The organism is Peribacillus sp. Aquil_B1 (assembly GCF_022603275.1).
Classification (GTDB): domain Bacteria; phylum Bacillota; class Bacilli; order Bacillales; family DSM-1321; genus Peribacillus.
In genome coordinates this window covers 694,245-707,537 of record NZ_JAKXEE010000002.1, presented here as the reverse complement: position 1 = coordinate 707,537, position 13,293 = coordinate 694,245, and the positions used below count along the sequence as shown (strand labels likewise).

The 13,293-nt window shown below is 43.4% G+C and carries 17 protein-coding genes; 15 read left to right on the top strand and 2 right to left on the bottom strand.

The features are described from left to right. The first annotated feature begins 27 nt into the window (after nucleotides 1-27). The 13 genes from MPH60_RS17205 to paaX all read left to right on the top strand — a co-directional run bounded on the left by MPH60_RS17205 (nucleotide 28) and on the right by paaX (nucleotide 10,474). Nucleotides 28-267, top strand: a complete 240-nt coding sequence (locus tag MPH60_RS17205; protein ID WP_241593631.1) for a ferredoxin — start codon at nucleotides 28-30, stop codon at nucleotides 265-267. A 126-nt stretch (nucleotides 268-393) separates the two neighbouring features. Then, nucleotides 394-1,350 (top strand): 1,2-phenylacetyl-CoA epoxidase subunit PaaA, encoded by a 957-nt coding sequence (paaA, locus tag MPH60_RS17200; RefSeq protein ID WP_241593632.1) that lies wholly within the window; start codon nucleotides 394-396, stop codon nucleotides 1,348-1,350. A 19-nt stretch (nucleotides 1,351-1,369) separates the two neighbouring features. Continuing rightward, entirely contained in the window at nucleotides 1,370-1,729 is a 360-nt protein-coding gene (paaB, locus tag MPH60_RS17195) for a 1,2-phenylacetyl-CoA epoxidase subunit PaaB (protein WP_241593633.1), read from the top strand. After that, nucleotides 1,719-2,519: a 1,2-phenylacetyl-CoA epoxidase subunit PaaC gene (paaC, locus tag MPH60_RS17190; RefSeq protein WP_241593634.1), complete on the top strand. Its 801-nt coding sequence runs from the start codon at nucleotides 1,719-1,721 to the stop codon at nucleotides 2,517-2,519. The genes paaB and paaC overlap by 11 nt, the downstream gene beginning before the upstream one ends. Nucleotides 2,520-2,543: 24 nt before the next feature. Further along, on the top strand, nucleotides 2,544-3,041 hold the full coding sequence (gene paaD, locus MPH60_RS17185) for a 1,2-phenylacetyl-CoA epoxidase subunit PaaD (RefSeq protein WP_241593635.1): 498 nt from the start codon (nucleotides 2,544-2,546) through the stop codon (nucleotides 3,039-3,041). A gap of 20 nt (nucleotides 3,042-3,061) precedes the next feature. Beyond that, the gene (locus MPH60_RS17180; RefSeq protein WP_034314904.1) at nucleotides 3,062-3,367 is read left to right on the top strand and encodes an EthD family reductase; all 306 of its coding nucleotides are present in this window, start codon (nucleotides 3,062-3,064) and stop codon (nucleotides 3,365-3,367) included. Beyond that, the gene (locus MPH60_RS17175) at nucleotides 3,364-4,140 is read left to right on the top strand and encodes an enoyl-CoA hydratase/isomerase family protein (RefSeq protein WP_241593636.1); all 777 of its coding nucleotides are present in this window, start codon (nucleotides 3,364-3,366) and stop codon (nucleotides 4,138-4,140) included. The genes MPH60_RS17180 and MPH60_RS17175 overlap by 4 nt, the downstream gene beginning before the upstream one ends. Before the next feature lie 10 nt (nucleotides 4,141-4,150). Beyond that, nucleotides 4,151-4,924: an enoyl-CoA hydratase-related protein gene (locus MPH60_RS17170; protein WP_241593637.1), complete on the top strand. Its 774-nt coding sequence runs from the start codon at nucleotides 4,151-4,153 to the stop codon at nucleotides 4,922-4,924. A 23-nt stretch (nucleotides 4,925-4,947) separates the two neighbouring features. Beyond that, complete coding sequence (locus MPH60_RS17165; RefSeq protein WP_241593638.1) at nucleotides 4,948-6,468, top strand: aldehyde dehydrogenase family protein; 1,521 nt, start codon at nucleotides 4,948-4,950, stop codon at nucleotides 6,466-6,468. Between the two features lie 117 nt (nucleotides 6,469-6,585). After that, a complete protein-coding gene (locus MPH60_RS17160; RefSeq protein ID WP_241593639.1) occupies nucleotides 6,586-7,458 on the top strand; it encodes a 3-hydroxyacyl-CoA dehydrogenase in 873 nt (290 codons plus the stop codon). Beyond that, nucleotides 7,455-8,663: an acetyl-CoA C-acyltransferase gene (locus MPH60_RS17155; protein WP_241593640.1), complete on the top strand. Its 1,209-nt coding sequence runs from the start codon at nucleotides 7,455-7,457 to the stop codon at nucleotides 8,661-8,663. The genes MPH60_RS17160 and MPH60_RS17155 overlap by 4 nt, the downstream gene beginning before the upstream one ends. Before the next feature lie 67 nt (nucleotides 8,664-8,730). Continuing rightward, nucleotides 8,731-9,507 (top strand): enoyl-CoA hydratase-related protein, encoded by a 777-nt coding sequence (locus tag MPH60_RS17150; RefSeq protein WP_241593641.1) that lies wholly within the window; start codon nucleotides 8,731-8,733, stop codon nucleotides 9,505-9,507. An 85-nt stretch (nucleotides 9,508-9,592) separates the two neighbouring features. Further along, entirely contained in the window at nucleotides 9,593-10,474 is an 882-nt protein-coding gene (paaX, locus tag MPH60_RS17145) for a phenylacetic acid degradation operon negative regulatory protein PaaX (protein ID WP_241593667.1), read from the top strand. Between the two features lie 59 nt (nucleotides 10,475-10,533). On the opposite strand, the gene MPH60_RS17140 is transcribed toward paaX, so the two are convergent. After that, the gene (locus tag MPH60_RS17140; RefSeq protein WP_241593642.1) at nucleotides 10,534-11,046 is read right to left on the bottom strand and encodes a gamma carbonic anhydrase family protein; all 513 of its coding nucleotides are present in this window, start codon (nucleotides 11,044-11,046) and stop codon (nucleotides 10,534-10,536) included. Between the two features lie 81 nt (nucleotides 11,047-11,127). On the opposite strand from MPH60_RS17140, the gene MPH60_RS17135 reads away from it, so the two are divergent. Both MPH60_RS17135 and MPH60_RS17130 read left to right on the top strand, forming a co-directional pair. Then, nucleotides 11,128-12,093, top strand: coding sequence for an NAD(P)H-dependent flavin oxidoreductase (locus tag MPH60_RS17135; protein ID WP_241593643.1), 966 nt, complete (start codon nucleotides 11,128-11,130; stop codon nucleotides 12,091-12,093). A gap of 345 nt (nucleotides 12,094-12,438) precedes the next feature. Then, nucleotides 12,439-13,050, top strand: a complete 612-nt coding sequence (locus tag MPH60_RS17130; protein ID WP_241593644.1) for a DedA family protein — start codon at nucleotides 12,439-12,441, stop codon at nucleotides 13,048-13,050. Between the two features lie 44 nt (nucleotides 13,051-13,094). Here MPH60_RS17130 and MPH60_RS17125 read toward each other — a convergent pair whose 3' ends face one another. Further along, a complete protein-coding gene (locus MPH60_RS17125) occupies nucleotides 13,095-13,232 on the bottom strand; it encodes a YjcZ family sporulation protein (protein ID WP_241593645.1) in 138 nt (45 codons plus the stop codon). Nucleotides 13,233-13,293: the final 61 nt, after the last annotated feature.

Below are 13,293 nucleotides of genomic sequence, written 5' to 3'. Positions count from 1 at the left end.
CAAGAAATAAAGAAGGAGGAGGGAATCTTGGTTAAGTATACAGTGGTGGATCAAGAAACTTGCATCGCATGCGGTGCATGCGGAGCTGCTGCACCGGAAATCTTTAATTACAATGATGAGGGAGTGGCCTACGTCATCCTGGATGAAAATGAAGGAACAGCAGGGGTCGCGGAAGATTTATTTGATGATCTGGACGATGCAGCGGAGGGCTGTCCGACAGATTCAATTAAAGTGGAAACTTCGCCCTTTAAAGTTTTAGTGGATTAAAAGATTCGTGAATTCCCCTATAATTTCCTTTAATTCAGAAAAAAGACAGAATAGTCTTGCATTAGGTATAACGATAAAATATAATAACGTTATATAAACGTTATATTATAAAAAGAGGTGATTTCAATGAACGTTCTTTTAAATGATATGGCAGGAGAAGAAAAGCTAAATCAATTCATTGCCAGAATCGAAGCAGGAGAAAAGATAGAAGCGGATGATTGGATGCCGGAAGAATACCGGGGAACGTTAATCAAGTTAATATCGATGCATGGAATCAGTGAAATCATGGGGGCGCTTCCAGAAAAGGAATGGGTACCTAAAGCTCCGACCTTAAACAGAAAACTTGGAATCATGGCAAAGGTGCAGGATGAAATGGGACATGGACAATTATTGCTTCGAGTCGCCGAGGATTTGCTAAAGCCGTACAGTAAAAAACGGGATGACCTAATGCAAGATTTATTTAAAGGAGATTTAAAGTTTCATAATGTTTTCCATATGGAAGCCAAATCCTGGGGCGATGCTGGATTGATTGGCTGGCTGGTTGATGGTGCAGCCATCATTTCCCAGACGAACATGCTTGGCGCCTCGTACGGACCTTATGCCCGGGCATTACAAAGGATTTGCGCGGAAGAAGTTTTTCACGCCCAGCATGGTGAAGCGATAATCATGGCTTTGGCTGAAGGGACGGTTGAACAAAGGAAATTGGTTCAAGACTCCATCAATTATTGGTGGGAATCTTTATTACTTTTCTTTGGACCTCCCAGTAAGAATGAAGTGGGCACATCCAAACAGGATATAACGATTAAGTACAGAATCAGAACCAGTACGAATGAAGAACTTCGACAAGCCTTTTTTTCTAAATATGTGAAGCGGATCCTTTCACTTGGCTTCAGTGTTCCCGATGAAACGCTTAGGTTTGACAAAGCATCTGAAACCTGGATTTACCAACAACCGGATTGGGGGAAATTGAAGGTATTCGCAAGGAATGAAGGTCCCCGTTCGCAGGATCGCTTAAGTCTTCGAAGAATTTCTTATGAAAATAATAAATGGGTGCGTGAGGCATTGGCGCCAAAGGTCATCTAAGGGAGGGGGAAAGGACGATATGGAAGCTAGACAAGGAAATTACTTTGAAGAATTTGAAGTATTCAGCCGTAAAACGCAATCATCACCCGTTCAATACCACTTCAGCCTGCTGGCCCCAAATGAGGATATTGCCATCATGATGGCGCAAGAAAACTTCATGAGACGTGAAGTGGTTGATGATATCTGGGTCGTCAAAAGACAGAATATACGGAAAATGACGAATGAGGAAAAGAAAACGCTTCAGCGTATTGATAATAAAGACTATAGGACCACAAAAGGGTACGGTTATTTAAAGAAAAAATGGCGGAAGTATGAGCAGGGAATGCTCGATGAAAAAGAGATAATGTCTTGGGCTGGAGGTGTGAAAAATGAAGAATGAATCATTGAAGAACATCGCAATCAAGGAATTGCTTCTTCAACTGGCTGACGATGACTTCATCCATTCATACCGTGGTGCAGAATGGTTGGGGCTCGCACCGCATATCGAAGAAGATGTTGCATCCGCCTCGATATCTCAAGACACGATGGGGCATGCAGCCATATATTATAAATTACTTGAAGAACTCGGTGAAGGGGATGCTGATAAGCTGGCTCACGACCGTCCCGCCAAGGAACGGCGCAATGCGATCATTCTCGAATTGGTCAATGGACCTGGTTACTATATGAAAGACCCGGATTATGATTGGGCGTTTGCGGTAGTGCGGAATTATTTTTATACCCAAGCCAAAGCGATTAAGGTTCAATCCCTTCATTCATGTTCATATGAACCGCTTGCTGAAGTGGCCCAAAAAGTACAGATGGAACTTTACTATCATTTGATGCACTGGAAAACATGGTTCGTCCAATTGCTGGGATCTGGTCACTTGGAAGCGGTTTCGAGAATGAAAGCGGCGATTGGGAAAACAATGCCCGATTTTGCTGGCGTATTTTCTCTTGGACAATATGGAGAGGAAATGGTTGAGCTCGGCTTGATAGAGGGCGAAGCTGTCTTACAGAAAAAATGGATCGAGGCCATCACACCAATTTATGAAAGTGTCGGCTTGGAAACAACGATGCAAATAGGGATGGCAAGAGGTGATGGCCGTAATGGCCAGCATACGGAAGATTTGGAAAAAGCGCTAGAAACGCTAAGCGAAGTATACGCAAGCGATAAAGCAGCTTCATGGTGAATCAATAGAAAGGGGAGGGGTACCATGGCGACCGTACAGTTAAACACAGAAGAAATATATAAGCTCCTGGAAGACGTTAAAGATCCCGAAATCGATACGGTAAGTATTCTGGATTTAGGGATGGTTGAAGACGTGACGGTTTCGGGCCAGGATGTCTCGGTAAAAATGCTGCCAACTTTTCTTGGGTGCCCGGCATTGTCGATCATCCAAAAAAATGTGGAAACAGCCCTTCGACAGCTTGCTGCCGTAAGAAATGTAAATGTGGAATTTTTACGTTCCCCTTCGTGGACATCCGATCGAATTACTGAAAAAGGGAAAGCTGGATTGAAGGTTTTCGGAATCTCCCCTCCTCCTCGTCAAATGAAAAGTGATGGATCATGGCATGTGGATTGCCCATATTGTGAATCGACATATGTCACGATGGAAAATATCTTCGGTCCAACTGCCTGCCGCAGCATTTTATATTGTAAATCATGCAAAAATCCGTTCGAAGCGATGAAACCGATGATAAAAATAATTTAATACAATGGAGGTTCTATAAAATGGTAAAGTTAATCGCCCTATACAAACAACCTGAAAACAAGGAAGAGTTCGACGAGCACTATTTCAATGTACATGGTCCGATAACGGAAAAAATTCCAGGTCTTCAAAAAATGGAGGTCACTAAAATTGTAGGGACCCCAATGGGCAAAGACTCCGAGTATTACATTCTTTGTGAAATGTATTATGAAGACCACGATGCACTGCAGCAAGGAATGCGTTCGCCGGAAGGAAAAGCATCAGGGAAGGACTTAATGGGCTTTGCCGGGAAACTTGTAACGATGATGATCGGCGAAGAAATAAAATGAATGCGCTTCAATTCATTGAAACATCAATCGCGGAGGGCATTGGTTATATCTCCTTAAATCGGCCGAAGCAACTGAATGCCCTTAACAGGAAAATGGTCAGGGAGATTGTTTCATCCATGGAAGAATTCGACCGGGACCCACAGGTGAAGGTGATTTTGCTATCGGGCAATGGAAAAGCATTTTCCGCTGGAGCTGATATTGACGAGATGGTCAACGACACTCCAATCAGTTTGGAGTTAAGGAACCAATTTGCCGATTGGGACCGAATAAGCCTAGTCAAGAAGCCTGTGATCGGTGCGGTGAAAAGTTTTGTATTCGGCGGTGGTTTTGAACTTGCATTATCCTGCGATTTCCTGATTGCCGCCAGTGATACCCAGTTTTCCTTTCCGGAAGTGACACTAGGGGTCATGCCTGGTGCAGGAGGAACCCAAAGGTTGACGAAATTGGTAGGCAAGACGAAGGCACTTGAATGGATGTTGACGGCTGAAAGGATAAAGGCAAGGACAGCTCTGCAATATGGTTTCATTAATAAGATCGTGGCACCTGAATTGTTAATGGAAGAAACGGTTGATTTTGCCAGAAAGATAGCAAAACAGCCCCCATTAGCTGTAAGGCTGATTAAAGAATCCGTCAATAAAGCCGTTGATTACCCCTTATATGAGGGCATGCAATTTGAACGGAAGAACTTCTATATTCTTTTTGCGTCCGAGGACCAAAAAGAAGGAATGAAAGCATTTGTAGAAAAAAGAGAGCCGGATTTTACAGGCGGATAAGGGGTGCTCTATGTACGAAACCATCAAATATAGGGTTGAAAATGGAGTGGCATGGCTTACTTTGAACCGTCCTGAAAAACTAAATGCCTTTACGTCCCAAATGAATAAGGAAATACAGAAAGCGATAAAAATATCCGCGGGGGCAGATGAAGTGCGGGCCATTATCATTACTGGGGAAGGCAGGGCCTTTTGTTCGGGGCAGGATTTATCGGATGTAGATGAGGGTATGAATTTAGGCCAGAAGCTGCTTGATGACTACGGTCCGATGGTGCAGCAAATAGCAAACTGTGAAAAAACGATCATTGCAGCAGTCAATGGAGTGGCTGCAGGTGCTGGCTTCAGCCTGGCGCTGGCATGCGATTTTCGGCTTGTTTCAGAAAAAGCCAGTTTTTTAAACGCCTTTGTCAATATCGGGTTGATACCTGATTCAGGTAATCTGTATTACCTTTCGCGGATCGTTGGTCATGCGAAAGCCTTGGAATTATCTTTATTGGGGGAAAAGGTTACGGCTAGCGAGGCGAAAAATATCGGGCTCGCTACAAAAGTGATCGGTGTGGATGAATGGAACGAACAATTGAAAGCCTTTGCAGAGAATATCGCAAACAAACCAACGAAAGCAATCGGGTTAATCAAACGTTACTTAGAGGCGTCTTATCACCTTACATTAGAAGAATACTTAAAAGAAGAAGCGGAGGGTCAGCGAATTGCTGGCTTAACGAAGGATTATGCAGAAGGTGTGGCAGCATTCACTGAAAAAAGGAAAGCTCAATTCATAGGCAAGTAATATAGAAGAGGGAGTGGGATCACATGGTTAGAGTACAAGAGGCGGCATTTGAAAAAGCGGAAATGAAGCGTGATTATTATCATCTGATCATTAATGGAGAAAGAGTGGAAAGCTCGGATGGTTCCACGATTGATGCGTATAATCCTGCAACTGGTGAAATCATTGCCAAGGTTGCAAAGGCGACCAAGGAAGATGCAGAAAAAGCTGTTCAAGCTGCACGTGAAGCATTTGATAACGGGAAATGGAAGCGGACCCCGATCAATAAACGTTCTCGTGTTTTGAACAAAATTGCAGCGATCATGCGTTCACGCTTTAATGAATTGGTAGAATTGGAGGTTCTGAACAGCGGCAAATCCATTTCTGCAGCACAAGGTCAAGTCATGCAGGCAATTGAAGATTTCGAGTTTTATGCAGGCGCTTTAGTTGCACACCGCGGATCGGTCAATAATGTTCCTGGTCAATTCCATAACTATACGGAAAAAGAGCCAGTAGGTGTTTGTGCTCAAATCATCCCTTGGAATTATCCTATGATGATGGCAGCGTGGAAAATTGCACCTGCAATCGCAGTTGGCTGTTCAGTTATTGTTAAGCCAGCTTCGTTAACGCCGCTGACAGCCATTGTATTAGGGGAAATCTGTTTAGAAGCTGGTGTTCCCTCGGGTGTGGTCAATATCATTCCAGGACCAGGATCTGACGTAGGGAATTACCTTGTAGAGCATCCGAAAGTGAATAAGGTGGCCTTCACGGGTTCTACGCCAATCGGCAGGGATCTTATGGGCAAGGCTTCACAGACATTAAAAAGGGTTACATTGGAGCTTGGCGGTAAATCCCCTAATATTGTTTTTGAAGATGCAGACCTTGAAGCAGCTATCGATGGATCATTATATGGCATTTTCTACAATACTGGGCAGTCTTGCGAAGCTAGATCCCGTTTATACGTTCACGAAGACATCTATGATGAGTTCGTTGCCAGATTCGTAGAAAAAACGAAAAAATTAAAATTGGGCAATCCGCTCGACAAAGAAACACACGTCGGTGCAGTCATAGATCAAGGGCAATTGGATGTCATCGACAATTATGTACAATCTGCCATTACTGATGGAGCGAAGATCCTGACAGGAGGAAAGCCAGCGGTCATCGAAGGTTTCGAAAACGGTTATTGGTATGAGCCGACGGTCATAGCGAATGTCAATCATGAAATGGATGTAGTGAAAGAGGAAATATTCGGGCCGGTCGTTGTCATAATGAAATTCAAAGATGAAAAAGAAGCTGTGAGGCTCGCGAATGATACGGAGTTCGGTTTGGGTTCAGCCCTCTGGACAAAAGATGGCGGGCGTGCGACTAGGGTGGCCAATCAAATAGAAGCGGGAATCGTCATGGTGAATTGCCCATTCTCCGCATTTCCAGGAACACCTTTCGGAGGGTATAAACAGTCAGGATTCGGCCGGGAACTTTGCATTGAAACACTTGATCTTTATACAGAAACGAAAAGCATCATTTCCTATCATGGAAGCCGTCCCTTAAATCCCTTTGGAATTCAATAAAACAAAAAAATAGGCGGCTGGCTGAACGGTATGTCGGAAAAGTAATTCAGGTATGGATGAATGCTGATCTGATTCATCCGCAGCCAGCCCTATTTATTTTGAAGGAGGAATGAACGAATGATTAGAAATCTAGTGATTGTCGGATCAGGTGTCATGGGCAGGGGAATAGCATATGTAGGAGCAACAGGAGGCTTTAATGTAGTACTGGTGGATGTGAATCAGGATGCTTTGGAAAGTGCAAAAAACGAGATAGATTCCATATTTGAGAAGGGTGTGCGCTACCAAAAAATCACCCAGGAGGAAGCGGCAGCTGCAAAAAGTAGATTTTCCTATTCTTCCAATTTGAAAGAATCAGCAGCATATGCTGACTTAATCATAGAGGCAGTTCCGGAAAAGGCGGAAATTAAGAGGGCAGTTTTTGAAACGATTGAAGTCCATGCAAAAGAAGACTGTTATTTTGCAACCAATACGTCCACGATGAGCCCGACGGAAATTGGTTCTTATGGAAAGCGTCCCGAAAAAACGATTGCCATGCATTTTTTCAATCCTGTACAAAAGATGCCGCTCGTAGAAATTGTACGTGGGCTTGAAACCAGCGATGAAACGGCAGCCGTAATAAAAGAGGTAGCTGGAAAAATGGGAAAAGAAACAGTGGTCATAAATGAATTCCCTGGGTTTGTTACCAGCAGGATCAGCTGTTTGGTTGGTAATGAAGCGTTCTTTATGCTTCAAGAAGGTTTAGGCACACCAGAGGAAATCGATAAGGCAATAAAGTTAGGGCTGAATTACCCAATGGGACCATTTGAGTTAGGTGATTTGGTGGGGCTGGATGCCCGTTTGAATAATTTAAAATACTTACATAGTAAGCTTGGTGAGAAATACCGACCGGCTCCCCTCCTTGAACAGTATGTTAAAGCTGGCAGGCTCGGCCGTAAATCAGGTAAAGGTGTGTACGATTATACAAAAGACGGAGAGCTGGTGAGGAAATGAAGGATGTTGTGATCATCGATGCTGTAAGAACACCAATCGGAAGATATAAAGGCGCATTGAAAAGCGTTAGACCGGATGACCTCGGTGCAATTGTAATCAAGGCGCTGATCGATCGCAATCCAGAGCTCCCCCCAAATCAAATTGAGGACGTCATCTTCGGGAATGCAAATCAAGCTGGGGAAGATAATCGCGATGTGGCCCGGATGTCCGCCCTTTTAGCTGGACTTCCTGTAAACGTAGCTGGAACGACAATAAATCGTTTATGTGGATCCGGACTGGATGCCGTCATGTATTCTGCACGCTCCATTGCTGTTGGTGAAGGCGATATATATATCGCAGGCGGTACTGAAAGCATGACAAGGGCGCCGTACGTCATGGCCAAACCTGACAGTGAATTTCCGCGGGGGTCAATGGAGCTTCAGGATACAACGATCGGATGGCGTTTCACGAATGAGAAACTTAAAGAAATGTATGGTGCGGATTCCATGCCTCAAACGGCTGAAAACGTCGCCCTGCGTTTTTCTGTTTCAAGGGAGGACCAAGATCAATTCGCGTATCAAAGCCAGCAAAGAGCGAAAAAAGCAGTGGAAAATGAGCGTTTCATAAATGAAATCGTACCTGTTCGATATACGGATCGTAAAGGGAATGAGGTCATTATCGTGAAGGATGAACACCCTCGTCCTGACACGACCATCGAAAAGCTGGAAAAACTCAAACCGATCTTTAAAGGCGGCACCATAACGGCCGGTAATGCTTCAGGTGTAAATGATGGAGCCTCGGCATTACTTTTGATGAGTGCAGAAAAAGCACGGGAGCTTGGATTGAAGCCTCTGGCCAAATATGTTGTAGGGGCGGTAGCGGGCTTGGAGCCATCCATCATGGGCCTTGGTCCGATTCATGCCACTAAAAAGGCATTGAAGAGGGCAAGTTTGACGATTGATGAAATCGGGCTAGTGGAATTGAATGAAGCATTCGCTTCCCAATCCTTGGAGTGCATCCGACAGTTGAAATTGGATCAGGGGAAAGTGAATGTCAACGGCGGGGCAATAGCGTTTGGCCATCCCCTCGGTGCAAGCGGGGCGCGTATTTTAACAACACTCGTCCACGAAATGAAAAAGCGGAAAGTACGCTATGGTCTTGCGACGATGTGTGTAGGCGTCGGCCAAGGCATATCAGCCATTGTAGAAAATATGGAAACAAATTGATGATGGGCCCGGCCCTAATGAGTTTTATCTGCAAAAGGGCCATTTTTTAAAGAAGGGGAGGAGACTCATGTCCAAGGTTATTTATGAAGTGATAAATCAAATCGGCTATATAACAGTGAATCGGCCCGACGTATTGAATTGCTTCGACTATGAGACACTTTGTGAACTGCAGGAAGTCATCGATGGAGTTTATTTTGACGGCGATATCCGTGTCGTCATTTTCACCGGTGCAGGGGAAAAAGCATTTAGCGCGGGAGCGGATTTGAAAGAAAGAAAGTCTTTGAATGATGCGGAAGTAAGAAGGAACGTTAAAGCGATTCGTGATGTTTTTAATAGTATCGCAGGGCTTCCGCAGCCGACCATAGCTGCCGTCAATGGATATGCATTGGGGGGAGGATTTGAATGGCTGCTTTCATGTGACTTTGCCATTGCTGCCGAGGGTGTTTCCTTGGGTCTCACTGAAACTAGCTGGGCCATTATTCCTGGGGCAGGCGGGACACAGCGGCTGCCGAGATTGATTGGGGAAATGAAAGCGAAGGAATTGATATTCACCGCTAAAAAATTGACTGCAGAAGAGGCATGTCAATTAGGGATTCTTTTGAGGGTCGTGTCAAGGGATCAACTAATGTCAGCTTGTGAGGAATTGGCAGCCAATATCATGAAAAACGGGCCGATTGCAGTCAAACAAGCCAAATATGCGATTGACCAAGGAATGAATACGGACTTGCAAACCGGAATGGCCATAGAAGGAAAAGCCTATGAGTTGACCATCCCGACTCAAGATAGATCGGAAGCGCTCCTAGCATTTAGTGAACGGAGAAAAGCGCGATTTACTGGTAAATAATATTGCGCTTTCATTTTAAAAAGATATAATAATTATTATGTCTTCCGTATGAAAATAGTAACAATGTTAGGACGAGGTGAGAAAGATAGGTACTAATACACAATCCATGATTTTTACGATATACGGCGATTATATCCGTAACTATGGAAGTAAAATCTGGATAGGCAGTTTAATCCGTTTGTTAAAGGAATTCGGCCATAATGAGCAGGGCGTTCGTGTAGCCGTTTCACGAATGGTCAAGCAAGGGTGGATTCAGTCAGAGAAGCAGGGAAATAAAAGCTATTATTTTTTGACTGATCGCGGTGTACAGAGAATGGATGAAGCGGCCAATCGCATATATAAGATGAAACCGAACGAATGGGACGGTAAATGGCGTATCTTAATGTACACGATCCCTGAAGATAAGCGGCAATTACGGGATGATCTCCGTAAAGAATTATTATGGAGCGGGTTTGGCAGTTTTTCAAGTGGTTGCTGGATTTCCCCTAATGATTTGGAGAAACAAATCAATCGCTTAATCGAGAAATATCACATAGATGAATATGTTGATTTTTTCATTTCGGAGTACAAAGGTCCAAAGGAAAACCAATCGCTTGTCGAGAAGAGCTGGCATTTAGAAGAGATTGAAAATAAATATGAAGAATTCATCGAGAAATACAGCAAACAATTCATCGTTCATCAAAGCATTATTAGCAGGGGCGAAATGTCCGATGCTGATTGTTTTGTGGAACGAACGAACTTGGTGCATGAATACCGTAAATTTTTATTTATCGATCCGGGCCTGCCAAAGGAACTTCTGCCCTCAAAGTGGAATGGGAATCATGCTGCTCTTTTATTTAGCCAGTATTATCAAGTCTTGGCTGAACCAGCAAGCCGTTTCTTTGAAAGCGTATTTCAGGAAAACAATGATTTATGCCGGAAAGATGAAGCCTATGATGCCAAGGATCATCCACTTATCATTAAGTGAAAAAGAGCTTCAGCCAGTCTGACGACTAGCCGAAGCTCTTTTCAAATTCCTTGCAATCTTCAATCAAGTATCCCTTTGAAGTCTTTCCCTTTTTGAACATATGTATCAATAGAAAGTTGGATCAATTCAAGATCTTTATCATTCAATCTGCGAACCACTTTCCCCGGGGAACCAATAACCAGAGAACGTGGAGGTATGATTTTGCCAGAGGAAATCAATGTGTTCGCTCCGACGATGCATTCTTCGCCGATCTCAACATTATCCAAAATCGTGGAACCCATACCAATAATGGATCTTTTGCCTATTTTACAACCATGCAGGATGACATTGTGACCAACCGTCACTTCATCTTCAATGACAACTGGGCATCCTTCAAATAAATGAATGGTGGAGTTATCTTGAATACTGCATTTTTCTCCTATTGTAATGGAATCTTCATCACCGCGCAGTACCGAATTAAACCAAATGGTCGAGTCTTTCCCAATCGAAATATCACCGATTAAATGAGCACCTGGTGCCACGAAAACGGTATCATCAATGGATGGTTTTTTATTATTGTACGGAATAATCATAGTATCGCTCCTTTTTTAAAAAGTCAGAATTGTTTTTCTAATGAATATAGTATAACATTAAATTGACAGGGAGGGATGAAAGTGAAATATATTTGTGAACTTTTTGCGATAAAATATCCAATTATTCAAGGCGGCATGGGGAATATAAGCAATGCAAGTCTTGCGGCTGCAGTATCCAATGCAGGGGGCCTGGGAACAATAGGGTGCGGTACCATGACTCCTGCACAGGTAGAAGCCATCATTCTCGAAACCAAAGATCATACCAATAACAATTTTGCGTTGAACATTCCAATAAACGTTAGTCCATATACAGATGAGTTAGTGAATCTTGTCCTGAAGCATGATATACCTGTTGTTTCCTTATCGGCAGGAAATCCTGCCCCTTTCATTCCGCTATTGCAAAAAAAGAATATAAAAGTGATTGCCATCGTTGCGTCGGTCAAGCACGCACAAAAGGCGCAAGATGCAGGGGCAGATGTGTTGGTTGCAGAAGGGTTTGAAGCTGCCGGCATCAATTCGAACCTGGAAATGACAACGTTTACACTCATTCCGCAAATCAGCAAGCATGTGACGCTTCCAGTTTTGGCTGCTGGCGGAATAGGCAATGGACAGGGTTTGGCAGCGGCAATGATGCTGGGGGCTTCAGGAGTCCAATTGGGAACTAGGCTGATCGCTACACAAGAGGCACCGTTCCACCCTGCATATAAACAGAAACTGATCGAAGCAATGGGCAATGATACGGTAATTTTGGGCAGATCGTTTGGCCAAGTCAGGAGGGTATTGAAGGATCCATATACCGAGAAGGTCCTGGACTTGGAAAAACAGGGGCTGTCTCCTGTGAATTATCGTGAAATGACATCTGAGGTCCATCATATTAATGGCGCGATGAACGGGGATGTTAACAATGGTTTTATGAACAGCGGCCAGGTTGCCGGATTGATTGACGATATACCCACGGTAAAAGAATTGCTTGATGACATGATGAAAGACGCAAAAAAACAAATGGAAGATGGATTGAGGAGGCTCTCTGCCCCTTTTATGATTTGAGAACTATGGGTACCGATCAGGTCATGTGTACATCTCTACCCATTTAGGGAGCTATTCACTTGGTTAACTATATGAATGCTTGAGGTCAATTTGTCCTCAAGTTTTTTTCGTTTCGGGACCATCTGATATTCTATTATCGTACTTCTTACAAGCATAATTCTGTAGTAAACAGCCCGATAACATAAATGGACTCCATAAGAACATTGTTTTAGGAGAACATTATGGAAAAATGCAGGTTAACTTGTGATACAATGGAGAATGTCTTTTTTGACATCATGGGTGCCCGGATTCATCTTTGAGCACCCCTTTTTATATGTAATAAAAGTTAGAAAAGGGGAAACCTCAATGGAAACTTTAATAATGGATATGATTGAAACGTTTAAATCTTTATCTTATTTCGGTGTTTTGCTAGCTTTGACTTTTGAATTCATTCCTGCTGAAATAGTTTTGCCACTGGCTGGATACTGGGTTTATCAAGGTGATATGAATTTATACTTGACTATCCTTGCGGGTTCGCTAGGTGGGGTAACGGGACCATTGACGCTTTATGCCTTAGGCAAGTATGGCGGGAGACCGCTTGTATTAAAGTTCGGAAAATACTTTTTGATCAAAGATGAGCAGTTGAACAAAGCTGACCGCTTCTTTGAACGGTATGGTGGGGGAATTGCCTTCTTTGGACGGTTTGTACCAGGTATTCGTACCGCCGTGTCGCTGCCATGCGGAATATTGAAAATGAACATTTGGAGATTCATATTATATACCTATATGGCGATGCTTCCTGTTACAAGCGTTTATGTTTATTTAGGGTTTAAGTTAGGACCTAGATGGGAGCAAGCGGGAGCCATCTTTTCACAATATGCGAATTTCTTGCTTATTCCCATTGCACTTATAGTTATTTGGTTCATAATGAAGACTCGAAAACAAAAGCAAAGAGAAAAAATAAAAGTCAATCCATAACAAAGAAGGCGCCATGATCAGGCGCCTTTTTGATTTAGTCGTTATTAGCAGCATCCACCAAAGCCGCCGCCACCGAATCCCCAACTGCATCCGATGATGATCAACAAGATGAATAATACGATCAGCAATGCAAATCCGTTATCGAAACCGCCGCCACAACATTCGTTACCATTTCCACCCATTTGATTTCCTCCTCATACATATTATGAATTACATACCTAGCAAAACATCTTTACTGGGAAT